Here is a 23758-nt window from a genome sequence, read left to right on the forward strand (position 1 = left end):
ATTGGGCGCGCCGTGGTGATCTCGGAAATCCCCAGCTCGTCGCGGGCATGGGCGCCCAGCGCATCTTTCGCCATCATCTGAGCGGCCACTTGGTCGGCAAGGTCCCGGGTCACGCCGCGGGCGACATAGAACCCGGCGAGTTCAATCAACTCGGCCTCGGGCTGAGCCTTGAGCTCCTCTTTTTCCCGGGCGAGGTCCGCCGCTTCCGTGTCTGACTGCGAGCTCACGGAGACATATTCGCCGGCCGCCATGGACATGGCGCCCGCGACAAGGCCCGCAAGGCCCGCCAGCAGCACCTGGCTCTTGGCGCCGCCGCCGGCCGCGACCCCGACGATCAGGCTGGCGGTGGAGACGATCCCGTCGTTGGCGCCGAGCACGGCGGCGCGCAGCCAGCCGATCCGGGCCATGAGGTGGCGTTCACGATGCGAGCGGCGCGGCATGTCTAGGGCCCAGGATTGCGACGCGTACGGATATCCAAGTGCTAAAGGTCCGCCGCGCCGCGCACATTGCGATGGAACAAGGCCCCGCTCGAGGGTGGAGCCTTGTCGCGGTAGAAGAGACCGATCAGGCCTTGGTGTCGATCCGCGTTCCCTGGCCCTTCGGCAGGGCGGCCGCGGCGGACGCGCCATCGTCCCCATCATGGTCGTTCTCGACCTCGGGTCCTTAGGCTTCGGCGGGCTGCGGTTGGCGCAGCGGCGGCGTGGCCGCGGGCCCGATATTGGAAACCGTCATGGGATGGTCCTCTCTCTCGGGTGACCGGGGGTCAATTGTGGGGCGTGGCGCGCACTTGTGTGGCCAGGGTCGCGGCCGTCGTTCGACGGCGCGAAGAGGCGGGCGGCCTTGCGGTCGTTGCCTGAAAGCGCCCGGTCCACCAGACCCGGAAGCAGCGCGTTCAGCCGGACGAAGAGCGATTCCGGGAACCCCAGATAAGCCTCGCGCTTGCGGGCCGCAACCACGTCGACGATCCGGTGGGCGACCGCCTGCGGCTGGTCCATGTTCATGCCGGTCAGACGTGCGAATTCCTTGACCTTGGCGGTGTTGAGCGGCGTGTTAACCGCCCGTGGCGCGACGTAGGTGACGTCGATCCCCGAGCCCGCGAGCTCGCGCCGCAGCGCCTGGCTGAACCCTCGCAGGCCGGCCTTGGCGCTGGAATAGGTCACGAAGTGCGCGAAATTGATCGACCCGAAGATCGACCCGACGTTGACGACATGGCCGCCGCCTCGCGCGCGCATCTGCGGCAGGACCGCCTGGGTCAGCCGGACCGGCGCAACCAGGTTGACCATGTAGCTTTCGACAAGGTGTTCGGGCGATTGTGCTTCAAGCGGACCGAAATGCTGGATGCCGGCCAGGTTGAAAAGGAGGTCGACCCGTCGCCCAGAGGCGGCGGTCGCGGCGGCCTCGATTCCCTCCGCGCTCGCCAGATCCTGACACAAGAATTCGCTGACTCCGACGGGGGTGCTGCGGTCGAGCACGCAGACCCGCGCGCCTTCATGTTCCAGCTGCCGGGCGACAAGGCCGCCCAAGCCGCCTGCGCCGCCGGTCAACAGGACCTCCTTGCCCTCAAACCGCATGAGCCAGGCTCCGGTCGTGCGGGATCGCGCGGAAGACATCTGCGAAGAGATCGAAGACGGCGCTGGCGACCGCGATGATCGCGCGCTGATCGTCCGGGTCGTCGACCTCGTCCATGAGCTTCTGGAAGGAGACCAGATGCTCCTGGTCCACCGCGCCATGGGAGGACAGGTAGCTGAAGCACTCCGGACCAAGGCCGAGGCTGGCGGCGACCGCGTCCGCGCCTTGGGTCGCCAGCCGCACGCTCGTGCCCTCCAGCACCAGCACCATGCCGAAGAACCCCATGGCATTGTCGCGGGCGATGAAGTCGTAGACGAAATCCACCATCGCCCGGGTGGCCGCCCGCGGCTGGCCGTGCCGCACCGCGTCGGCGTCGCCGCCGGCGTGGCGGATGTCGTTGAGAATCCATTCCTCGTGGCCGGTCTCCTCGGCGATGTATTCGTCAAGGGCGTCGCGGAACCTGGTGTGGCGATCGTCGAGGCGGGCCTTGGCGGTCTGCATCAGGGGGACGGTGTGCTTGACGTGGTGATAGGCCTCGGTGAGGTAGGCGATGTAGGTCTCCAGCGAGATCCTGCCGGCCAGGCCGTCCTCGATCTGAGGGACGCTGGCGAGGACCTGCTGGCCGCCCAGGGTTTCGGTGACGAGGCGCGGGAAAAAGGTCACGGGCGGGTCCTGGGTTGCGGGGTTCGTGAAATCGCGATGGCGTTCGAGGATGACTTCGCGCCGGGGCCGGCCATTGCCTGTGAGCTCGCCGGCCGCTCGGTCGAACGGTGGGCAGAGGCGCCACCTGACGACCTGCGCGTATAACGGGAGCGCGGAGTTGGCGTGCGCCACTGCCTCCGCGATCACCGTCTTGGGAAGGTCGGCCGAAAGCGGGACGATCAGGGCGCCGATGCCGCTCTGGGCCTCGCCGAAGACCACCGCCTGGCGGATGGCCGGCTGGGCGAGCAGTTCGCTCTCCACCCATTCCGGCGCGACGTTGCGGCCGAAGGCGGTGATGATCGTGTTGCTGCGGCGGCCGTCGATGTGAAGGAAGCCCTCCGCGTCCATCCAGCCCAGGTCCCCGGTATGGACGGGGCCGAGGTTGGGCGCTCCGCCCGCATACCCCAGGAACGGCCGCGGCCCGACGACGATCTCCCGGTCCTCTCCCAGGCTGACGTCAAGGTGCGGAAGGACGCGGCCCACGGCGCCGACCTTTCGACTGGCCGGCGTATTCAGCGCGACCACCGAGGCGCACTCGCTGAGGCCATAGCCCTCGTAGACTGGCAAACCGACCGCCTCGGCCTTGGCCAGAAGCTCCGGCGACACCTTGGCGCCGCCCACCGCCACGAGATTGAGGGCTGGAAGCTCGGCGCCGGTGAAGGTCATGGCCATTACCAGTCCGCGCAGCAGTTCCGGCACCAGGATCAGGCTGGTGGCTCCGGTCGCGGCGATGGTCTGGACCATCCGCCCGAGGTCAGGGCGAAACGGTTCCGCCAAGCCCAGGTCGGCCGCCTCGGCCAGATGATACCGGCCGCCAGCGAGCAGGGTCGCATAAAGGCCCGCCACGTTCTCCAGCAGGATCGACAGCGGCAGGATCGGCAGGTGCACGCCCGCATAGTCCGCGCCGATCACCTCCACGAGGGAGGCCGCCACCTCTTCCATCTGGGCGAGGGACAGGCAGACGCCCCTTGGCGTTCCCGTGGAGCCGGATGTGTAGGTGACCTTGGCGGTTTCGCGATGGAGGCTCCCGGCTTGCGGCGTGAGGTCCAGGAGGCCGAGGCGGCGACCCGCAGCGACAAGCTCGCCGTCGCCGTCGGAAGCGATCAGCGCCCCGGCGCCGGCGTCGAGCAGGGCGTGGGCGCGCTGTTCGGCGGTGAAGAAGCCCGGGATCGGCAGGCTCGGCCGGCGAAGCTGGATGAGGGCGAGATCGACGATCACCCAAGCGAGGTTGTTGTTCAGGTCGACCGCGACCGGGATATCCGCGCCAAGGCCGGCCAGCTGTGGCGCGAGCGCCCCCGCCAACCGGTCCACCTCCGCCGCAAGCTCTTCATAGGTCAGGCTTTGGGCGTCATCGCTCAACGCCGCTCGCAGCGGATCGTGACGACGGAGCGCGTTGAGGACTCGGCTCATGGAGCGGCCTGCGGCTGGCCTCCGAACCTGGCCCCGGCGCGCCGGGCCAGCCTCGCGGCGACGGCCTCAGCAACGATCACGCCGGCCCGCAGAGCTGGGACCGCGTCGCCGATCGGTCCGACGACCACCTGCGGATCGCGGCCGTAGTAAGCGCCCCAATCGGCGGCGCCGTGGGCCAGGCGTTCGGCCTCGGCCTTCGCCAGATATGCGACCGGAAATCGGATGCGCTGGAAACTGCGCCGAAGCTGCCGGGTGGCTGTGGCGACCGCGTGCGTCGCGCCCAGCAGCTGAAGATGGGCTGCGAGCGCTGAAAACAGGATCCTCGAAGCGCAGGGACCCGCCGATGCGAGGTTGCCGATCTCGACGACCCCATCACGGGCGATGGGCTTGTCCAGTCGCCGTGCGATGGCGGCCTCGACGGGTTCGTCGAGATACTGCTCCAGGAACAGCGGACCTGCCGACGCGAGGCGGAACCCGGCGGCGGCGAGGACCTGGTCGTCCCCACCCGTCACCGACATCAGCATCGGGTAGTGGTTGCGGATTCGGCCGCCAAAGGCGCGGGCGTATTCGGCCTCCAGGTAGCTTTCAGCGCGAGTCCGCTCGACTCCTTGGCCTTGATGGAGCTCAACGACCCGAGGCGCATCGGAAGATAAGACGCCAGACGCCATCATGCGGCCCACGTTGGCGGGCGGATTTGACCGGAAACCAAAACCCGTCCCATGGCCTCACCCCTCGAAGAACCAGCGCCCCCACGCCTTCCACGGGCCAACGACGACAAGCGGCGGAAAACGCCTCACAGGTTTCGCAATTCATCGCGAACTGGCATGGGAGCCGTGGCGGAGCGGCTGACCAGGCCCCGCCTGCGCCGCGGTTCCTGCGGCCATTGCGGAGCCTCCACGCGCCTTGGATAAGCCCAGCGAAAATCCGCTTTTGGCGACCTACCTCGCTCGCCGAGACGACCTTGTTCGATATTTTCGCGCCCGCCTGCGTTCGGAGGAGGCCGCCGAGGATCTCGTCCAGGACATCTATGTGAAGATCACGGGGCTTTCGCCGGACGGCATCGACAACCCGTCGGGCTTCCTGTTCCGGCTCGGCGCCAACCTGATGCTCGATCAGATCAAGCAGCGGAAACGGGCCAGGCGGCGCGACGCCGAATGGCGCGGCGCGAACTCCAGCTCAGCGGGCTGGGAAGACATCTCGGAAGCCTCGCCCGCTGATGCTGTGGCGGACGCGCGCCAACGGCTGGCCCGCATCATCGAGGTGGTGAAGGAACTGCCCCCGCCGGTGCAGGAGGCGTTTCGGCTGCACAAGTTGGAGGGCCTGTCGCACAGCGAAACCGCAGCCGCCATGAACGTCTCGAAGTCCAGCATCGAGAAATACATTATGACCTGCCTCAAGCGGATTTTGGCCAAGGTCGGCCGATGACGGCGAGGGGCCAGAATTTAGTCTGGAGGCGGTTTTCGCTTTGTGGCGTCTTTGGGGCAGCCATGACGCGCAACCGCAATCCTTGGGGCTCGAAATGAGCCCGCCGACCGGCCCCGGCCCCGGCGTCCGTCTCGACGACGAAGCTGTCGCCTGGCTGGTGCGCGTTGAGGCCGACACAGCCACGGCCGACGACTGGGTCGCCTTGACCGCCTGGCTGGAGTCCGCCGAAGCGCACGCGGACGCCTTTGCGCGGTCCGAGGCCCTGAGCGCGGAGATCAGCGACAATTCTGTTGAAATCGCCGCCTCCATATCGCGACCGGACGGTGAAGTTCTCCCCTTCAAGCCACGTGTTCGCCGGGGTCCACGGTGGATGCCCCTGGCTGGTTTGGCCGCGGCGGCGACAGTGGTTGCTGTCATTGCGGCGCCCAGCGCGCAGCGCGCCTACCAGGGCGCGCCTCAGACCTATCGGACCGGGGTTGGCGAAACACTCGAGATGGCCCTCAGCGACGGCACGCACATCCATCTAGATGGAGCCTCAGCCATGACGGTGCAGATCGGCTGGCGGACCCGGCGCATCGACCTGGCGCAGGCCCAGGCAAGTTTCGATGTGGCGAAGGATCCCCGCCGACCGTTCGTGGTCGACGTCGGCGATCAGCAGGTCCGCGTGGTCGGCACCGAGTTCAACATCCTCCACGAGGGCCAGGAAGTGGTGGTCAGCGTCCGCCGCGGCGTCGTGGAAATCCGCCAGCCAAGCCTGGGCCCCGATCCCGTCGCGCGCCTGGTGAAGGGCGATGAACTTCGCCACGCCGAGGGGACCCAGGTCTCGCAGCAGCAACGCGTCAACCCGGACAAGGCCTTTGCCTGGGCTTCAGGCCGTCTGGTGTGCGATGACGAGCCCTTGAGCCGGATCGTGGCGGAGCTCAATCGCCGCTACGCCCTGCCGATCCGGGTGACCAGGACCGCGGGCGCCAAGCGGTTCTCGGGCGTCCTTGAATTGGGCGACGAAGACGTCCTGCTGCGCCGGCTCGCCGACTATCTTTCGCTATCCGTGCAGCGTACGGACCATGAGATCACGCTGAGCTGACATTCCAATCCGGCTGAGGGGATTTCCGCGTTTGCTTCGCCACACCGTGCGCCGGGGTTTGGCGGTCTTCGTCTGCGCGGCCTCCTTGCTCCTGGCTACGCCCGCCGCGGCGGCCGACGCCCTTTTCCGGTTCGACATCGCGCGTGAGCCGCTCAGCGCCGCCCTGGTCGACTTGGCGACCACGGCCGGCGTTTCAATCAGCACCCGGGCGGCGCGCGCCTGTGCGGCGCAGGGGCAGCCTGTGGCCGGCCGCTACACCGTTTCGGAGGCCCTGGCCCGGCTGCTCGAGGGTACCGGATGCAGCTTTCGGTTCATCGACAAAGGGGCCGTGGAAATCAGGCCGGCCGCTCGCGCGGTCCGGACAGGCGCGGCGCCGGTTGGAATCCCGGAGGCACGCACAAACGACTTGGATGAGCTGATCGTGGTCGCCACGCGCAGGGCGACCGCCGCCGATCGCCTGGCCTATGCGGTAAGTTCGCAGGACGGCGCGACGATGGCCGGCCTCGGCGTCAAGGATGACGGCGACCTCGCCTCGACAGAGCCCGCCATGACCGTCACCAACCTGGGGCCGGGACGCGACAAGATCCTCCTGCGCGGCCTGTCGGATGGACCGCTGACCGGCCGAACCCAGTCGATGGTCGGCATCTATCTGGACGACGTCCGTCTGACCTACAACGCGCCGGATCCCGACCTGAAACTCGTGGACATGGCGCAAGTCGAGGTCCTGCGAGGCCCGCAAGGCGCGCTCTACGGCGCGGGGTCCCTGGGCGGAGTGCTGCATCTGGCGTCGGCCCAACCTGATCGGCTCAGCTTCGGCGGCTGGGTTTCCGCAACCGTGGGCGCCACCGAACACGGCGCCGGATCCGACGGGATCGAAGGCGTCTTGAACCTTCCGTTGTTCAATGGGCGCGGCGCGGCGCGCATCGTGGCCTATCGCGACGACGACGGCGGCTACATCAACGACACGGCGCTGAACCTCAGGCACGTCAACCAGTCCACCCGTCAGGGTGTGCGCCTATCGACGGATTTCGATCTGACCGAAGTGTGGACGGTGTCGGCGGGCGTCGTGGGTCAGGCGATCAACTCCGCCGACACCCAGTACGAGCTTGCGGGCCAGCCCGCGTTCTCCCGCAACGTCGCCCTCCAGGAACCACACGACAACGACTTCAGCGAAGCGCACGTCGGCGTGGCCGGACGCCTGGACTGGGCAGACGTGAAATGGACGACGGCTCTGGTCAGTCACCACATCACCAGCCGATACGACGCCACGTCGGACCCGCCGGTCCCGGTCCCGAGCGGACCCGCGGCGTTCGACGATAGCGACGGGATTCGCAGCCTCGTGTCGGAAGCTACCTTCACATCGAAGGACGATGCTCCGGTGCAGTGGCTGGGTGGTCTGTTCTTCAGCCACAGCATCCAGACCGTGGATCTGAAATTGACCAGCCTGGCGACGGCCAATCCCCTCCTGGCGTTCAAGGAAGCGCGGCGCGACCGCCTGGACGAAGGCGCCGCGTTCGGCGAGACAATCTGGCCGTTATCGACCTTACTCAGCCTCACGCTCGGCGGGCGGCTTTTCACCTCGACCTCCCATGTGAGCAGCGCGATCCAGGCGCCATTGAACGGGACACAGTCGTCGTTCACCGGAGGCGTCGCCCACCTCGGGTTCGCACCGAAGATCGTCCTGTCCTATGCGCGGTCGCCCAACGTGCTGTTGTATCTGCAGGCGGCCGAGGGATACCGGTCAGGCGGCGTGAACACGACGGGCGTGCCGGGGCAGGCGTTCGACCCTGCGGGCGGGGTGGAGCCCAATCGGTACTATTCTGGCGACGAACTTTGGAATCTCGAGGCGGGGCTTCGGGCCAGTTCGTTGGACGGTCGGCTGGTGGTTCGCGCCGCGGCGTTTGAAGCGATCTGGCAGAATATCCAGAGCGATGAGCTGCTGCCTTCCGGCCTGCCGTTCACCGCCAACATCGGCGACGGGCGCAATACCGGCGTCGAGTTCGAGGGCCGCTACAGCGACGGCCCCCTGGTCCTGCGGATGAATTTCCTGGTGAACGCTCCGGAACTGGACCACGCCAACCCCGAGTTCCCGACACGGTCCGAGTCGGGACTGGCCGGTGTTCCCGACGCCTCAGGTGGCGCTTCAGCGCACTATTCGTGGCCGCTATCGGCGAACCGATCGTTCGAACTCGACGGCCGTTATGCCTACGTCGGCCGTTCGCACCTGACCTTCGATGAAGTGATCTCGCCGCGGATGGGCGGCTACGCCACGGGGCGGCTCGCGGCAAGCGTGGCAACCCTGAGCTGGCGGCTGACCCTTGCAGTCGACAATCCCGCGGACGAGCGGGGGAACACCTTTGCCTATGGCAATCCTTTCACGCTGCGTACGACCCAACAGATCACCCCGCTTCGACCGCGAACGGTGTCCGTGAGCGTTCGCACGGCCTTCTGAGAGGAGCGCGCGGAGTGGACGGCCACGAGTTCTTCGCCATGGGCTCGGACTGCGTGGTCCACCTTCACGGTGTCTCCCCATCGGCTGCAGGGCCAATCGCCCGCGACGCGGAGGCGGAAGTCCGCCGGATCGAAGCGAAATACTCGCGCTACCGGCCAGATAGCGAGCTCTCGCGGCTGAACGCGGTGGCCGCGACCGGAGGTGCGGCGTCGATCGATCCCGAGACGAGGGGGCTGATCGCCTTCGCCCAAGCCTGTCACCACAAGAGTGACGGCGCGTTCGACGTCACCTCGGGACTGTTGCGGTCGGCCTGGGATCTCAAGAGGGCACGCCTGCCGGCCCAGGCCGCGCTCAATGAGCTGTTGCCGCGGATCGGCCTGGACAAGGTCACGCTCTCGGACGCCGGCGTCGCGTTCGGGAGCCAGGGAATGGAGCTCGATTTCGGGGGCCTGGGAAAGGAATACGCCGCCGACCGCGCCGCGGAGATCTGCCTCGAACTCGGCGTCCGACATGGTTTCGTCGATTTCGGTGGTGATATCCGCGTCATCGGTCCGCAACCGGACGGTCAGCCCTGGCTGATCGGTATCCGCGATCCAAGCGACCCGGACCTGTTGGTCGCCGAGGTCCGAGTTGAGAGCGGCGCGCTCGCGACCAGCGGCGACTACGAACACTACATCGAGGTCGAAGGTCGCCGGTACAGCCACATCCTCGATCCCCGAACGGGATGGCCGAGCCGAGGACTCTCCTCGGTCACGGTGATCACCGACCGCTGCCTTGTTGCGGGAAGTCTCGCGACCTCCGCTATGGTCAAAGGCGAAGACGGCCCCGCCTGGCTCCGGGGCCTGGGGGTCCGTCACATCCTCGTCGATGACCGCGGCCAGCGCGCCGGGACCGAGCCCCTTAGTTCTAGGCCTTGATGTCGATCGTCGGGCTCTGCGGCGTTCCCAGCGTGCTGAGCGCCTGGGTGCTTGCGTCGACGCTACCGGTCGGCGCCGATGGCGCCGCCGGGTCGGCCCGAAGCGAGGCCATGAGGCCGCTCATCACGGATACGAAGTCGGACTTGGAGACCTCGCCGGATCCGGTGGGATCGAGCTGGGAGAACAGGGTGTCGACCCCCTGGTTCTTGAAGACGGTCGGCGGGTTCTTGGTCGCGAAGGCGTTGGCGAACTGGGTCTTGTCGATGCTGCCGGTTCCGGACATGTCCATCGAATCGAACAGATTTGACATCTTCTGCTGGGGCGGCGCCCCGTAGCTTGCGCCGGACATGGCGTGCGGCGTGGCGGAGCCGCCGAGACTTGATATGTCCATGCTCATCTGCGTCTTCCCTTTCGGACATTGATGAGAGGTCCGAGCTTGATCCTCGATAACTGTATCAAGATAAATCAAAGACTAAGATATTGATGTTCTACCAGAATTCTGGTTGACGCAGTACTGGCTTGAAACAGCAATGCTGGCGGCATGTCCCCTTGGGCCGTACAGCAGGGCGAGCGTCGAGGTGAGGCCTGCCGACATCGAAATTCACCAGGACCGGAGCGGGGCTGGCCGACCGGCCAAAAGGCGCAATACGGCCTCCGCGGCGATTGGCGTGGCGTCGATGGCCGCCCTCGGACGACGCGTCGCCCGCGCGTCAAGCGGCGTCACAAGTCCCTTGGCCATCAGGTTTGCGATGAAATATTCATGCCGGCGGCCGCCCTGCAGGTGGAAGACGTAGACGCGGGCGTTGGTCGCAAGCGCCTCGGAGGTCATCGAGATGCTGTCGCTGGTGGCGACGAGGCTATCGGCCATCGCCAGAATTCCGACATACGGGTTCGGTCCGCCGCCGTCCCAGATCCGCACGGTCTGGTCCGACAGATAGCGCGCCCCCAGGAGCGCCAACACCGCCGGCGGGGTTCGCCGCGAGGGCGTGATCAGCAGGGAGCCGCCGAGATCTTGCCGCAGGCCATCGAGTTGGTCGGCTAGGCGGGCCGCGTCCTCGATCCCGAACGGATGACGCTTGGTGGACCCGCCGAGCAACACGCCTGTCCAGGGTCTGGGTAAACCTCGAAACCAGGGGGCGTCTCCCACGGCCGCCCTGAGCGTGTCCGGGGTAATGGCGTGCAGGGCGGTGTCGACCTGAATGATATTGGGGCCTTCCAGCCGGTCATGAGGCATGGCGACCACGAGGTCGAAGGCTGCCGGATGAGGCGGCTGCTGGATGTGGACGCAGAGCATGGGTGAGGGGTTTCGCCGACGGATCGCCATGGCCACGAGCGCGCTTCGGCGGCCGCAGGTGACCAGGATGTCTGGCCATGGGGGCTCAAGGCGGCCGGTGACCGGTGTCACCGCCGGCGGCGCGGGCGCGATGAGGGCTGGCGGCGCCAGCGCCCAAAGGCGGCTGACCTTGACGATGCGCTCCTCGGCGCTCGGCGACAGCGCGCTCGCCAGCCCCCGGGCCTGCTGCCGGGTGCCGGCTTCCCCAGTGGTGAGGTGCCAGACGCGCAGACCGCTGAAGCACCCCGGCTCGGCGCGCACGCCCCTAAGCCACGAGTTGTTTGGCGAAGGCGGAGATCCGGTGGCGGACCTCGCCCACCATCGAGGCCCTGGCGGTCTGAAGGTAGTTGAACTGCAGGGCGCGGCGCTGTCCCACGAACGGCGCGTGGCCGTGCCAGGACGTATCGCTTCGCCGGAACGCCACCATCGACCCGAGGGTCGCCGGAATCTCGACGGGCGCGCTGTCGAAACCGGACTCTCGGTTCATGAGGCGCAGTTGGCCTTCGCCGCCGGACCACCCGTCGTTCAGGTAGATCAGCAGGGACAGCGCTTTCGACCTGGAGTCGGTGTGAACGCGCCCGTCCTTGGCGGAGCACTGTCCGCGGAGGGTCACCACGGCGGGCTTGCCCTCCAGGTCGATCTCGAAGATCTCCGTCATCCGCACGCGGAAGCGCTGCGACATCAGGTCATCGATCAGGCTGGCGAGCACGGGCCCCGGCGGCGCGTCGGCCATCGAGAACGAACCCGGGCTCTTGATCGTGGGGAATTCATCGGGAATCGCCGCGGCGCATTCCGGCAGAAGCACCTGGGCGATCGCGATGTGATCGAACGGGGTGCGGACCAATTCAGCCGCTTCGAGCGTGCGCCAATTCAAACCGGCCATGTGACCCTCTACGTGTCGCCCCCCGGCTGTAGGCGAAGACGACGCGGCGGGGCAATGCCCTCAAGGCATGTGCGCGCCAATTCTTCTTGAGATGGGTCGGATGGGCGCGGCGGTGCTAGAGAGCGCCGCGGCAGTGGTGTGAGGTGGATGTGGCCAGTTTCGATCTGACGACGCTGCGTGGCCGGATCGCCGCCTACATCGACTTCCTGTGGCGCGACCACGCCTATCTGCGGCTGGGATTCCAGAATGCGCACTGGGTCTCCGATGAGATGGTTCGCAGCAACCAGCCCTGGCCGCACCAGCTTCGCGCGTGGAAGCGTCGCGGCGTCCGCACCGTCGTCAACCTGCGGGGCGGCTTCGACGCCAGTTTCCACGTCCTGGAGAAGGACGCCTGCGCCGCGCTCGGCCTGACCCTGGTCAACTTCACGATCACCTCGCGCGATGCGCCGGATCGCGACCAGATCCTCGCCGCCCAGCGCCTCTTCGAGACTGCGGAGTACCCGATCCTCATCCACTGCAAGTCGGGAGCGGACCGTGCGAGCCTGATGAGCGCGCTCTACGTTAGCCTTCGGCTGGGCGGCGACATCCCGACGGCCATGCGCCAACTGGACCTACGCTATCTGCACCTCAAACACGGCCGCACCGGAATTCTCGACTTCGTGTTCGAGAGCTACCTGACGCAAGGCGCACCGGAAGGCCGCACCTTCATCGAATGGGTGGAGAGCCCAGCCTACGATCCCGCTGCGATCAAGGCTGCCTACGCCGCGCGCCCACGGCGCTCGTGGTTCGCGGATCTGCTGCCCCGGGAGTAGGCGGCAGCTAAAACGTGGCGAGTCAGCAGCTTCAGAAACATCGGGACGTGTCGGGTGCGCCACCGGGTTTCAAACCGGGCCGAACGGATCAGTCCGGAAGCCCTGTGCTGGTCCGGTTTCCCAAAGCGAACACCACGACCGCGGGCTCGCCCTTCGGCGAATCGGCTGGCGCGCCGCGGGCGCGCCGAAAGGCCTGGTAGCGCCGCGACAGATCGTTGATGTGATTGTTGCGTAGCCCCACGACGACCGCCACATACTGGGTCTGGCCGACGCTGTAGCTGATGACGCTGGAGCTCGGGTAATTGCCGAGCGGCGCGCGCCACAGGATCTTTCCGTCGCGGTCGTCGAAGGCCTTCAGCTCCGGATCGAGGTCGCCGGCGAAGAGGACGCCGCCGGCCGTGGCCAGGACCGAGGTGGAGATCGGCGCGGCCAGGTCTTGGCGCCAGGCGAGCTTGTGGCCTTTCAGGTCCATGGCCTGCAGGCGGCCCATCTTTCCGCTCGCCGTCGCGTCCGGGTGATCAACGTTGGTCAAGCCGACGCCGGAGCTCAGGAGTTGGTAGCCTGTTGGAGGCCCGAACTGTGTGCACCACTGGGTCAGCGGAACGTAGAGCAGGTCGGTGCGCGGGTTGATGGTCGTCGGCGGCCAGGATCGGGCGCCGGACAGGCCTGGGCATATCACGGCCGGCCGCGCCAGATCCGGCATGCGCGCGGGATCGATGGTCTTGGCGCCCGTCTTCGGGTCGATGGCGGAGATGACGTTCTGCGTGCCCGCGTCGATCGAGAACAGATAGGCGCCCGTCGCGGCGTCCAGCGCGTCGAGAATGCCCATCTTGCCGATGTTCACCACCACCCGGCGGGGCCGTCCGCCGACGTTGATCGTCGCCAGTTGGCGCTCGAACACCCAGTCGAGGTCCCACTGATCGTTGGGCAGGTGCTGGAAATACCAGACCAGCTTCCCGGTGTCCGGGTTCAGGGCGATCGTGGAGTCAGTGTAGAGCGCGTCGTTCGTCATCTTCGGATCGGGCGAGCGTTTCAGGAGCGGACCGGTGTCGTAGGTCTGGCCGACGCCGTAATAGACTAGGTTCAGGTCGCGGTCGTAGGTGCCCTGGTGCCAGACCGAGGCGCCGCTACGCTTGTCCAGCGGCAGACCGTTCCAGCTGTTCCCGCCCGGTTCGCCCGGTCGGGCAATGGTGTGGAACCGCCAGAGCTCTTTCCCGGTGGCGATGTCGAGGCCCACGATGAAGCCGCCACCCGGCGCGCCGCTGGCGGTGACGCCCTGGATCACCTTGTCGCCCACGATCAGCGGCGCGCTGCGCAGGACGAGCGCCTTGCGGTCCGTCGCCGGCGGGCTGAGTTCGATCTTGTGGTCCCAGACCTGTTCGCCGGTTCGCGCATCCAGCGAAATCACGTGCAGGTCGGAGGTGGGCACGAACACCCGTCTTCCCGAAAGGGCCAGTCCCATCTTCTGGTTGGAAGGCGTCGCCGGCGCATAGGCGTGGCGCCACAGGACCTCGCCGGTCGTGGCGTCGAGCGCCAGCACCATATCGGGGCTGGTCTGCAGGAACATAACGCCGTCATGCACCAGCGGGGTCGGCATGCTGGGCCCGCCTGGAAGCGGCGCGCGCCAGGCCGGCGCCAGGGTCTTCACGGTTTTGCGGTCGATGCGCGTCAGCGGGCTGAAATTCTGCCCGTCATAGGTGCGGCCCCACTGTAGCCAGTCGCCCGGCGCGGGGTCGTGCAGCATAGCGCCGGACACCGGGCGCAGCTTTCCGAGCTGAGCCGCCGCCGCCGCGCTCGGCGTGACCGAGGCCGGTGCGGGTGCGGCGGGGAACGCAGCGGCCGTCGCCTGGATGTTACGACCAGTTAGGAACCGGGCCAGGGCGGCGATTTCCGCGGGGCCGAGGCCCGTGGCCATGGGCTGCATGACGCCGTTCGTCAGCGCCTCCATGATCTCCTGGTTCGTGCGGTCTCGCAGCTGTTCGCGGCTGGGCGCCCGAACGATCGGGGGCTCGTGGCAGCTCTTGCAGCGCGCCGCGAACAGCGTCTCGCCGTCGGCCGGCCCCCTTCCATCCACCGATTGGGCGGCAGCGGGAACGGCGCCGAAGATAGAGCCCGACAGCAAGGCCACGGCCACGGCCGTGGCGGCGGATATCTTGAGCAATGGCCTAGTTCGACGCTACGGGTCGGATGGTCGGCTCTGTCGATGGGGCCGGCCGCGCCGTCGGCTCCGCCGCCGCTGCGGCCCGCGGACTGCCGCCCGGCCTGCGAAGCGTGGCGGCGGCCAGTTCATCCTTGTCCAGGACGCCGTCGTGGTTCGTGTCTAGCGCTGCGAAGTTGGCCTTCAGGCGCGCGCCCTGGGCGCCGCGCAGTTCGGAGGGCTCCAGTTTGCCATCCATGTTCAAGTCCAGGTCGCCCATCAACTGGCCGGCCGCCAGCAAGCGGTCGTAGTCGTCGTGCGGCTTGGCTGTGGTCTCGCCCACCCAGCGGTAGTGGATGAAGAAGGTCAGCATCTCATCAGTCGTCTGTTCGCCGAAGGCGACGTCTTTCTTCGGATCCGGATTGCCGTGGTTGCGGGTCGAGTTGTCGTAGACCCACTTATTAATGATGCGCGACCCCGCCGGCACCATGATCGGGTCCTTCAGATAGAATTCGCACTGCCAGTTGAAGTCGTAGTGGGGCACCGCCAGCACGATCTCCTCGTGGCCATCGGGATAGCGGATGTAGACCTGGGTCGACTCACCGCGGACATGGGCGTGCGCGGTCAGGCCGTAGACCAGCATGTCCTTGGGAACGTCCGCGTAAGCCAGCTCCTGATGGTACTCCTCGCCGGCCGGAATGGTGATGCCGGTGCCATACACACCGTAGGTGCGCATCGGGTACTTGGGCTCTTGGCCCTTGGGATAGAAATAAAGCCCCAGCTTGGTGGCTTCGGTCGTAGGTTTGCCGTAGGGCGTGTAGTGGGTCTGCATGGCGATGATCGAATTCGCCGGGACCCAGACGCCCATGTCCTTCGGCACCAGGTTGACGACCCGGCCGGGCCCCTGCCCGCCGACGCCGCCGGCCGCCATTTCCTGGCGCACGGTGGCGCCGGTCGCGTCGGGCGAGTTCACCTGCGAGGTGATGTGGTGCAGCACCTTCTTGTCGGTGACCTGGAATTCGCTGGCCTTCATCCAGCGGCCTTCACCGAGGTTCGTGGCCACGACCGGGTTCTGGTAGGGCAGTATGCCGGTGGCGGGCACATCGACCACTGGCAGCGGCAGCACCAGATCGGGCTGGCCCAGCTTCCACGGCGGTGCGCGGAAGCTGACCATTGCGAGGGGGTCTTCACCTGGCCCGCGCGGCGCGCCCGCCTCGATCCAATGGACCAGGGTCTTTAGCTGATCGGAGGACAGCCCCTCGTTGGGCGCCCAATGGCCCACGGTGGCGTCCGGCTGGAACGGCGGCATGCGATGGGTGCGCAGCACTTCGCGGATCATCGGCGCAAAGCCCTTGATCTGCTGGTAGTTGGTCAGCGTCATCGGCCCCAGACCGCCCGGCTGATGGCAGGTGACGCACTTCTCCTGGACGATGGGGGCGACGTCATGGGCGTAGGAGATGTCGGCCCACTTGATGGCCTGGGCCTTCTGCGGATAGGCGATAACCGCGCCGCGGGCCTCCTGGGCGCCCAGGTTGACCGCTTGGCCAGCGACCAGGGCGTCAAGCGCACGCTTGGTCGAAGACGAGCCTACCGGTCCACGGAAGGCGACCGTCCAGTCCTTGGGGTTGAGGACCAGCACCTCGGCCGAGCGGGTCAAGCCCAGACTCTCCCCGACCAGCTGCTCGTAGTCGAACAGCACAGGGATGTTCAGGCCGGCGGCCGCGGCGTCGGCGGCCAGCTTCTGGCGGGTGTCGTCGAGGCGCGGATCGATGATCAGGAAATCGACGCCCTTGTCGGCGTAGGCCGCCCGCAGCACCTTCAGGGCCGGGGCGTCCGCCCGGAACTGGGCATCATCGGCGGCATAGGCGACGAGCACGACCGCCTTGTCGTCGTCCAGCTTGTAGAGGCGGCGTCCGATGTAGTGCTGATCGGACAGCTGGAAGTCGGCGACGCGCTGCGGACCTTCGGCGCTGTAGCTGGATGAGCCGCCCATGAGGCCGAGCACCGATCCGGCCAGCGCGATGCCGGCCATCTTCAAGTAAATCGCCATCGCCAGCTCTCCCATTGGCGGCCGCATTGAAATCAGCGGTCTCTTCCAGCGCCACATTCCGCAAGAATGTTATGCGTATTTTCGGGGGAGTCTAGTCTTCCACCAGGTTAATAATGTCCCACTCGCAATGAACACTTGGAAGTGCATGTATTGGATTGATTACGGCTACCGTCCCTTGTCTGTTGGGTATGGTGCGACCCACCGTTTAGGCCATTGATTTGTCAGAGATTGTAACCCGCGTCTGACGGCTTTACTGCGAACGGCACGACTTGGTGCGCCGGAATCCGTGCAAGGGGTATGCTGGACTGGCGCTGGAGGGTGACGGGGGCCTCGATCCCGCGGACCAAGGGCGCTTGCAATCCCGGCAGGCAGCCGAACAATTATCCTTGCGCAGAGCCCGATCCACGAGCCGAGATGGCGTGGTCGGCGCTCTGTCGACGCACCCACATGAAGGGCAGGAAAATGTCCTCGACCTCAAAACTATCGGTCAACAAGCGCCCGGAAGAGGGGGCGAGCAAGTTCGAGCGCAGGCGAGAGGAGATCGTCCAGGCCGCCGTCGCGGCGCTAAACGAACATGGCGTTCGTGGCATGACCTTTGGCCATGTGGCGGCCGACCTCGGCGTCGTCCCCACGACCATCGGATACTACTTCCGCCACAAGGAAGATCTTGCGGTCGCCTGCTTTCTGGAGACCATCCGGAAAATGAATCAGATCGCCGACCGGGCCTTGCAGCAGGATGGCGCCAGGGCTCGGCTTCGCGCGATCATCCATGAATATTTCGATTTCCGCCGCCGCATCGCCGAGGGCGAGGAGGATGAGGCCGCCAACTTCCACGACTTCCGGACGACCCAGGATCCGACCGCCAATCAGGCCTATGTCGACTTCTTCAAGAAGGTGCGGACGATATTCTCATCCTCCGATGCGGAGCCTCTGGGCCGCGCCGACCGCAATGCGCGGACCCACATCGTCCTCTCCCAGATCTACTGGGCTGTACATTGGTTGCCGCAGTACAACCCCGAAGACTATCCCGGCATGGCCGATCGCGTGTCCAACCTGCTCGAATATGGATTTGCATCCGAGGCATCGGTGTGGAATCCGCCGACCATCGAAGGGGGGACGAGCTGGGCGGACGACGCAGACGGGGTTCCCAACGACGCGTTCCTACGAGTCGCCACGCAACTAATCAACGAGGAGGGCTACCTGGGCGCCTCGGTCCAGCGCATCAGCGCGCGGTTGGGCGTCACCAAGGGCTCATTCTATCATCACAACGAAACCAAGGACGATCTGGTCGTCCGGTGTTTCGAGCGCACCTGGCAGATCATGCGCGGTATCCAGGGCCGGGTGAACGCACAAGCCCAGAATGGCTTCGACAACCTCGTGGCCTTCGCCTCGCATCTGGTCGGCGGCCAGGTCTCGGGGCAACAGATCCTGTTGCGCACGTCGGCGCTGTCCGCCGTGCCGCAGGACATGCGCCCAAAGCTCCTCGCCGGCTTTGATCGGTCGTCATCGAGGATTTCGAGCGTCGTCAGCGACGGGATCGCCGACGGATCGGTCCGTCCGATCGACGCCCTGGCGGCGGCGCAGGTGATTGCGGGTTCGATCAATTCGGCCTCTGAGCTCGCCTACTGGGTTCCCGGACTGACTCCGCAGAGCGCGCTGGATCTCTATCTGAAGCCGCTGTTCCTCGGCCTGTTTTCGCCGGCCGCGGGCTGAAATTGCGGCGGGCCCAGTCCATGCCGACAAGAGCAGGGGCCCGATTGAGGGCCCGCAAACAACGAGAATATAACAAGTTTATTGATCTATGTGACCATACCCAGAGCGGATAGTACGAAAAATCAAACGCTGCAGGCTGAAAATTCAGCAACAACGATGGTGTCGCGCGTCGTTTTCTATAAGCTCGCCGGACTGGACTAGACTGAAGCTCTGGAGGAGCTCTGTGATGCTCAGCATTGGCGGAAGACCTTCTGATCGTCAGATCAAGCCAAGCGGCCGAGGGGGCGGCGGCGCGTGGCCGGCCGGCATCTAAGGAACGATCCGATGAAGTTGCATTCTCTCGTCCTGCTCGCGGGCGCGGCCTTGGCGATTCTGCCCCAGTCGATCGCAGCCCAGCCGGCCGCAACGCCCTACCATGCCCCGCGCGCCGTGGACGGACAGCCGGACCTGCAGGGGACCTGGACCAACGCCACGCTGACCCCGCTCGAGCGACCGGTCGCCATGGGGGACCGCAGAGCCATGAGCCCGGAAGAGGTGCAGGGCATTGAGGGCAAGCGGGCCGAGGTCATTCGTGAAAGCAGCGCGCCGACGGCGGCGACCGTCGACCTCGACAAGCTGCCCTGCTACGCCGCCAACACCGTCGACAGCGGCGCCACGGTCGATTGCGGCTACAACGCCTTCTGGGTCGATCATGGCGACGCGGTGATGCGGGTGAACGGTGAACCGCGCACCTCGATGATCACCTTCCCGGCCAACGGCCGCATGCCCCCGCGCCTGCCCAGGAAGTCCAGTGACCCGACCCCGGTGCGCGGCGTCTACGGCCGGGCCGGCGAGAACCCGGAAAACCAGACGCTGGCCGAGCGATGCATCACCTCGTTCGCCAACCACGCCGGCCCGGTCATGTTGCCGTCGTTCTACAACTCCAACTACCAGATCGTGCAAGGCCGTGACTCGGTCGCCATCCTAGTGGAAATGATCCACGACGTGCGGATCGTGCGCCTAAACGCCCAGCACAGCCCGATGCGGGTCTGGTACGGGGACTCCATCGGCCACTACGAGGGCGACACCCTGGTGGTCGAGACCACAAACTACAATCCGAACGAGGCCCTCTTCGGCGGCTCGGCCAACATGAAGGTCACCGAGCGGTTCACCCGCGTCGGACCCAAGCGCCTGCGCTATGAGTTCAAGGTGGAAGACCCCACGGTCTGGGCGACCTCTTGGGGCGGAGAATACGAATTCAGCCCGGCGAAGGGGCCCGTCTACGAATACGCCTGTCACGAGGGCAACTACGCCTTGCCCGACATCCTGGCGGGAGCGCGGTCGGCCGAAGCGGAGGCCGCGAAGAAGAACGGCGGCGGAGACGCGGCGGCGTTGCGACAATAGGTCGGTCGATCAGCCCTGCCTCATGCCATCGCCAATAGCGCCTGACCTAAGGCGCCGGAAGGCCGCTGCCTTCGCCTAAGGCGACACGGTCTGTGTGTAGGCGTTGCGTCGGGTGCGCCGGCGAATCCAACAGCTTAGCTGGCGCCGGACGGCCCGATCGCGCCGACGTCCGGCACGGGAACAAGGCCCTCGTCCCGTGGGTTCGATCCAGGCTTCCCCGAAGCCAATCCAAGGAGACAGTGCCATGGGCGCCGATCAGAAGAATAACAACAGCAACGCCAGCAACACCCGTCAGCCGCAGCAGCAACAGGGCGGCAAGACCCAGTCCAAGCCCATGCAGCAGAACCAGCAGGGTCAAGCCGGGCAGAAGGGCGCCGGCCAGCAGGGCGGACGGATCGACACGGACGGCGACGGCCGCACCCGCGATCCGCGCGACACCAGCCCGACCGACAACGGCGGCCGTGGCAAGGTGTGATGGCGAAAGGTCCGCGTCCTGACCGGACGCGGGCCGAGCGCCTAGAACTGGATGTGGCCGGCCATCCGCAGGTCGAAGATGTTCAGCCCGTCGCGGGCCTCGGCGCCGGTTTCCAGCGCAAAGCCACCGGAGCCGTTCTCGCCTTTGAGCGAGAAGTGCGCCGCCAGCCCCTGACCTGAGATGTCGTCAGAGCGCAGGGTGAAGGCGTCCCCACCGGCCACGAAGCGGGCGGTGGTCACCCCCAGGTTCTCGCTGGCGACGGCCTTATAGCCGATCAGGGCTTCCGGACCCCAGGACTTGTCAGGGCCGTAGAGCGCGCCCACGGCCACGCCGGCGAACGCCGACAGGCGCGAGGAGGTGCGCGAGGCGACCGACAGGTCCATTGCGTCGCCGCCGCCGGTCTCGGTGTAGGCGCCCTCCGCCAGGCGCATGTATTCGATGCTGCCCTGCGGGCGGATGTAGACACTGCGGCCAAGGTGGGCCTCGTAGCTGGCCGCGGCCCGGGCGTTGACGCCGAACGCCGACCACTCGCCGTTGGCGGCGCGGCTGACGGCTTGGCCGTCGCCGCCCAGCACGTCAATCACCCGGTCGCTGGAGATCCTCACATAGTCTGCGCCCACCCGGGCATTGGCCGAGAAGCCGCCCTTGGTCATGCGCCAGTAGACGCCGGCGTCGACCAGGTTGGCGTGCAGGTCCTCGGCGGCGTCGACATTGTCCGGATAGATCTCGTCGGTGCTGGCCCCGAAGGTCGCGCCCAGGATGCCCAGCGGCGTGCGCGGAATCTCATAGCCGGCCACGACGCCGAAGCTCCAGGCCTTGTAGCCCGGGTCGTCGCCGTGGCTGCTGGCGAACACGCCGGCGTTGGTCTCCTGCATCCAGAAGCCGCCGCCATGCGGATCCTGCCGGTCGTCGAGCGGCTTGGCGAAGGCGCTGACGCTGGCCGCGACCGTGTTGAACACGCTGCCCGAGTGGTTGGGCATGAGCTGGTTGTAGAGATTGATCAGGCCGGTTTGGGTGGTCTGCAGCAACAGGGCGCCCTCCAGGCCGGTGTCCTTGCCGATGTTGGCGATCAGCGGCTCGTAGCCGCCTGAGATCGTCGAGGGCAGGCCGAGCTGGGCGGCGGTCTTGCGGGTCAGGGTCGCGCTGACTGTCCCGGCGGCCAGGTTGGTCGTCAGGCTGGTGTTGTAGAGGAAGGGCGTGGCGCCCAACAGGGAGGAGTCCGAGGCCGTGGAGTTGAGCTGGGTCGCCTGGATCAGGGTGTAGGTCGCCGTGCCCGGCAGTATGGAGGCGAGGCGCACCCCGATCGTTGCGCCGCTGGCGATCGTCGCGGTCCCCGCCACATTCAGGTTGGTGGCCTGGCCGAGGGCCGGGTCGGCGGTGAGGGTCAGCGAGGAGGCGGCGCCCAGGTTCAGGCTGGTCAGCTTCAGCTGGCTGGCGTCGTTCACCTGCAGCGTGCCGGTGTTCACCGACAGGGCGACGGTGCCGCCCGCGGCGTCCAGATTACCCACCACGGTCGCGCCGTTGTCGATGGTCAGGCTGTTGGCGCCGGCGCCCAGGTCGAGGTTGCCGGTCAGGGAGCCGGCCAGGATCTCCACGCGGTCGCCGCCGGAGCCCAGCGTCACCGAGCCGACGATTGACGGGATTTCGGTGTCGCCCGCGGGCTCGTCCTGCAGGATGTGTATGCCGGTGGTGTTGAGATGCAGGTCGAGGGCGATGTTGCTGCCGGTGACCGGCGTGCCGGTGGTCGAAAGGGATCGGGTCGCGGAAATGACCCCGATGTTCTCGATCTCCGACAGCGTGCCCGAGTGGTCGGCAAGCGCGATCGCGTCGGCCTGCTGGCCGGTGACCGAGACGCTCAGGATAGCGGCGTTCTGGAATACAGGCACGTTGGAGCCCGCGCCGATCACAATGCCCGAGGCGGCTGCGCCCGCAGCGTCTGAATTCATCACCGAGGAGATCGAGCCCTCGTTGCGCAGGACCGGAGCGATGACGCCGTTCAGAGTCATCGCCGTGGAGCTGGCGGCGTAGGACGAGGCCGAGACGGCGCCCGAGATACGGATGCCGCCGCTGGTGTCCACCGTGCCGCCGCCGGCCACGCCCAGCTGGACGGCTGTCGCGGAAATCCCATCGTAGATGCCGCTGCCGAACACCGTGCCCTTGATCTCCAGGCCGAAGGCGTCGACGTCTGTCCCGACGTTGCCAAGCACGATGTTCTTGCCGTTGGTCCCGCCGACCACCAGGGCTGGCGCCTGTCCGCTCGAGGTGATCGACCCGGAGACGGTGGTGGCCAGGCCGGTGGAATCGGTCGTGGTGATCGAATCCACCAGGATCCCGCCGGTGACGCTGCCGCCAACGACCACCGTCGGGCCGCCCTGGAGCAGGTCGTCGGCAGTCAGGTGGCTAAGGAAATTCGGGTCGGTGGAGCGGGTGGTGTAGCGGTAACCGGTCGAGGAGATCGTTCCGTTGATCAATACCTGGCCGGTGACGTCGCCGCCGAGGTTCACGGCCTGGGTTCCCTGACCTGCGACGGTCAGTGTTCCGCCCAGGACGACGCCATTGCTCACCGCGCCTGTGGTGCGGATGCCGTAGCTGTTGGTGCCCGAAACCGAGATGGCGCCGAGGTTGCTCACTGATCCTGAGAGGTCGGTCTCGATCGAAATCGCCGCAGAATTGTCGCCCTTGATGGTCATCGTGCCGGTGGCGCTGTTCTGGATATCGCTCACGAATACGCCGGGCCCGACGACCTGGATGCCGAAGCGGCCCGTGCCGTTGGCGAACGGGCCGTGCACGATCCCGTTGGAATCGGTGGTGGTCTGCGAGGTGTCATCGACCTCGATGGTGCCGTTGTTGGTGATCGAGCCGGTGTTGCCGCCGTGCGCGAGGATGCCGACGACGTTATTGAGGTTCTGGAATTCGATAAGGCCGTTGTTGTTCACCTCGTTGCTGCTGTCGACCGTCACCGCCGCACCGGACGGCGGTTTGATCGAGCCGCCCGAATTGATGGTCAGATCGCCGGTGGCGGAGGTGGCCACGGGCTTATCGGTGTTGTTGCTGATCGTCGTCGAGGTGGGGGTGGTCTGGGCGAGCGCCGGGGCCGCCCAGAGCAGCGCCGAGGCGCTGACCATGGCCGGTCCGGCCAGCAGCAAATGCGCGAAAACCCGCCGACGCGCGGGCCCTCTTGAGGCGTCCTGGGTGAGGCCCCGCACGGCGTCCGGCGAAAAATACCCAGTCATCAACTTTGATCCCTCACGACGGATCGATCGATCGAGCATGATTGTGTCCAGCGAATGACCCGGGCCGTCGGAGAAGTCGTTTTCGGCCGCCTCGGGTCGTCTTGTTTGTTTCACTCTTGTATCGCAAGCCGAAACATTCGGCCCGCAGTCCAATTCCCCCGAAATTTGCAGGGCTTACGC

Annotated in this window: 18 protein-coding genes; 8 read left to right on the forward strand and 10 right to left on the reverse strand. The window is 66.7% G+C overall.

Annotation, left to right across the window (positions count from 1 at the left end):
* The 4 genes from E8A12_RS21900 to E8A12_RS21915 form a co-directional block, all read right to left on the reverse strand.
* Positions 1-440 (reverse strand): VIT1/CCC1 transporter family protein (locus E8A12_RS21900; protein ID WP_293372858.1); only part of this gene is annotated, 440 nt, incomplete at its 3' end.
* 288 nt (positions 441-728) lie between these two features.
* Entirely contained in the window at positions 729-1544 is an 816-nt protein-coding gene (locus tag E8A12_RS21905; protein ID WP_293372860.1) for an SDR family NAD(P)-dependent oxidoreductase, read from the reverse strand.
* 16 nt (positions 1545-1560) lie between these two features.
* Complete coding sequence (locus E8A12_RS21910; protein WP_293372862.1) at positions 1561-3681, reverse strand: AMP-binding protein; 2121 nt, start codon at positions 3679-3681, stop codon at positions 1561-1563.
* Positions 3678-4349 (reverse strand): thermostable hemolysin, encoded by a 672-nt coding sequence (locus tag E8A12_RS21915; RefSeq protein WP_293372864.1) that lies wholly within the window; start codon positions 4347-4349, stop codon positions 3678-3680. Before E8A12_RS21915 ends, E8A12_RS21910 begins: the two co-directional genes overlap by 4 nt.
* 235 nt (positions 4350-4584) lie before the next feature.
* Between E8A12_RS21915 and E8A12_RS21920 the strand changes: the two genes are divergently transcribed.
* The 4 genes from E8A12_RS21920 to E8A12_RS21935 all read left to right on the forward strand — a co-directional run bounded on the left by E8A12_RS21920 (position 4585) and on the right by E8A12_RS21935 (position 9559).
* The gene (locus tag E8A12_RS21920) at positions 4585-5106 is read left to right on the forward strand and encodes an RNA polymerase sigma factor (protein WP_293372866.1); all 522 of its coding nucleotides are present in this window, start codon (positions 4585-4587) and stop codon (positions 5104-5106) included.
* 94 nt (positions 5107-5200) lie between these two features.
* The gene (locus E8A12_RS21925) at positions 5201-6190 is read left to right on the forward strand and encodes a FecR domain-containing protein (RefSeq protein WP_293372868.1); all 990 of its coding nucleotides are present in this window, start codon (positions 5201-5203) and stop codon (positions 6188-6190) included.
* Between the two features lie 31 nt (positions 6191-6221).
* Positions 6222-8642 (forward strand): TonB-dependent receptor, encoded by a 2421-nt coding sequence (locus tag E8A12_RS21930; RefSeq protein ID WP_293372870.1) that lies wholly within the window; start codon positions 6222-6224, stop codon positions 8640-8642.
* A gap of 14 nt (positions 8643-8656) precedes the next feature.
* On the forward strand, positions 8657-9559 hold the full coding sequence (locus E8A12_RS21935) for an FAD:protein FMN transferase (protein WP_293372872.1): 903 nt from the start codon (positions 8657-8659) through the stop codon (positions 9557-9559).
* Here E8A12_RS21935 and E8A12_RS21940 read toward each other — a convergent pair.
* From E8A12_RS21940 to E8A12_RS21950, 3 genes are all read right to left on the reverse strand, one after another.
* On the reverse strand, positions 9549-9956 hold the full coding sequence (locus E8A12_RS21940) for an EF-hand domain-containing protein (protein WP_293372874.1): 408 nt from the start codon (positions 9954-9956) through the stop codon (positions 9549-9551). The two genes, E8A12_RS21935 and E8A12_RS21940, sit on opposite strands and share 11 nt — an antisense overlap.
* 204 nt (positions 9957-10160) lie before the next feature.
* Positions 10161-11153, reverse strand: a complete 993-nt coding sequence (locus E8A12_RS21945; protein WP_293372876.1) for a mitochondrial fission ELM1 family protein — start codon at positions 11151-11153, stop codon at positions 10161-10163.
* 4 nt (positions 11154-11157) lie between these two features.
* Positions 11158-11775, reverse strand: coding sequence for a 2OG-Fe(II) oxygenase (locus E8A12_RS21950; RefSeq protein WP_293372878.1), 618 nt, complete (start codon positions 11773-11775; stop codon positions 11158-11160).
* A 149-nt stretch (positions 11776-11924) separates the two neighbouring features.
* Here E8A12_RS21950 and E8A12_RS21955 point away from each other — a divergent pair, with 149 nt between their 5' ends.
* Complete coding sequence (locus E8A12_RS21955) at positions 11925-12587, forward strand: sulfur transferase domain-containing protein (RefSeq protein ID WP_293372880.1); 663 nt, start codon at positions 11925-11927, stop codon at positions 12585-12587.
* An 88-nt stretch (positions 12588-12675) separates the two neighbouring features.
* Here E8A12_RS21955 and E8A12_RS21960 read toward each other — a convergent pair whose 3' ends face one another.
* Together E8A12_RS21960 and E8A12_RS21965 are read right to left on the reverse strand one after the other, a co-directional pair.
* Positions 12676-14748, reverse strand: coding sequence for a PQQ-binding-like beta-propeller repeat protein (locus tag E8A12_RS21960; protein ID WP_293372882.1), 2073 nt, complete (start codon positions 14746-14748; stop codon positions 12676-12678).
* A gap of 4 nt (positions 14749-14752) precedes the next feature.
* On the reverse strand, positions 14753-16774 hold the full coding sequence (locus E8A12_RS21965; protein WP_293372884.1) for a redoxin domain-containing protein: 2022 nt from the start codon (positions 16772-16774) through the stop codon (positions 14753-14755).
* 462 nt (positions 16775-17236) lie between these two features.
* On the opposite strand from E8A12_RS21965, the gene E8A12_RS21970 reads away from it, so the two are divergent.
* The 3 genes from E8A12_RS21970 to E8A12_RS21980 all read left to right on the forward strand — a co-directional run bounded on the left by E8A12_RS21970 (position 17237) and on the right by E8A12_RS21980 (position 20345).
* Positions 17237-18487, forward strand: coding sequence for a TetR/AcrR family transcriptional regulator (locus E8A12_RS21970; protein WP_293372886.1), 1251 nt, complete (start codon positions 17237-17239; stop codon positions 18485-18487).
* Positions 18488-18811: 324 nt separating this feature from the next.
* The gene (locus tag E8A12_RS21975; RefSeq protein WP_293372888.1) at positions 18812-19870 is read left to right on the forward strand and encodes a hypothetical protein; all 1059 of its coding nucleotides are present in this window, start codon (positions 18812-18814) and stop codon (positions 19868-19870) included.
* A 244-nt stretch (positions 19871-20114) separates the two neighbouring features.
* Positions 20115-20345, forward strand: a complete 231-nt coding sequence (locus tag E8A12_RS21980) for a hypothetical protein (protein WP_293372890.1) — start codon at positions 20115-20117, stop codon at positions 20343-20345.
* Positions 20346-20386: 41 nt separating this feature from the next.
* Here the strand turns inward: E8A12_RS21980 and E8A12_RS21985 are convergent, their stop codons facing one another.
* Positions 20387-23578: an autotransporter domain-containing protein gene (locus E8A12_RS21985; RefSeq protein ID WP_293372892.1), complete on the reverse strand. Its 3192-nt coding sequence runs from the start codon at positions 23576-23578 to the stop codon at positions 20387-20389.
* Between the last annotated feature and the right edge of the window lie 180 nt (positions 23579-23758).

The organism is Phenylobacterium sp., from assembly GCF_004799395.1.
GTDB lineage: Bacteria > Pseudomonadota > Alphaproteobacteria > Caulobacterales > Caulobacteraceae > Phenylobacterium.

Excerpts from the sequence above, each read along its gene's own strand:
- E8A12_RS21980 (WP_293372890.1), top strand. The coding sequence starts at position 20,115 with ATGGGCGCCGATCAGAAGAATAACAACAGCAACGCCAGCAACACCCGT.
- E8A12_RS21970 (WP_293372886.1), top strand. The coding sequence starts at position 17,237 with ATGTCCTCGACCTCAAAACTATCGGTCAACAAGCGCCCGGAAGAGGGG.
- E8A12_RS21975 (WP_293372888.1), top strand. The coding sequence starts at position 18,812 with ATGAAGTTGCATTCTCTCGTCCTGCTCGCGGGCGCGGCCTTGGCGATT.
- E8A12_RS21965 (WP_293372884.1), bottom strand. The coding sequence starts at position 16,774 with ATGGCGATTTACTTGAAGATGGCCGGCATCGCGCTGGCCGGATCGGTG.
- E8A12_RS21950 (WP_293372878.1), bottom strand. The coding sequence starts at position 11,775 with ATGGCCGGTTTGAATTGGCGCACGCTCGAAGCGGCTGAATTGGTCCGC.
- E8A12_RS21910 (WP_293372862.1), bottom strand. The coding sequence starts at position 3,681 with ATGAGCCGAGTCCTCAACGCGCTCCGTCGTCACGATCCGCTGCGAGCG.
- E8A12_RS21925 (WP_293372868.1), top strand. The coding sequence starts at position 5,201 with ATGAGCCCGCCGACCGGCCCCGGCCCCGGCGTCCGTCTCGACGACGAA.
- E8A12_RS21940 (WP_293372874.1), bottom strand. The coding sequence starts at position 9,956 with ATGAGCATGGACATATCAAGTCTCGGCGGCTCCGCCACGCCGCACGCC.
- E8A12_RS21915 (WP_293372864.1), bottom strand. The coding sequence starts at position 4,349 with ATGGCGTCTGGCGTCTTATCTTCCGATGCGCCTCGGGTCGTTGAGCTC.
- E8A12_RS21985 (WP_293372892.1), bottom strand. The coding sequence starts at position 23,578 with ATGACTGGGTATTTTTCGCCGGACGCCGTGCGGGGCCTCACCCAGGAC.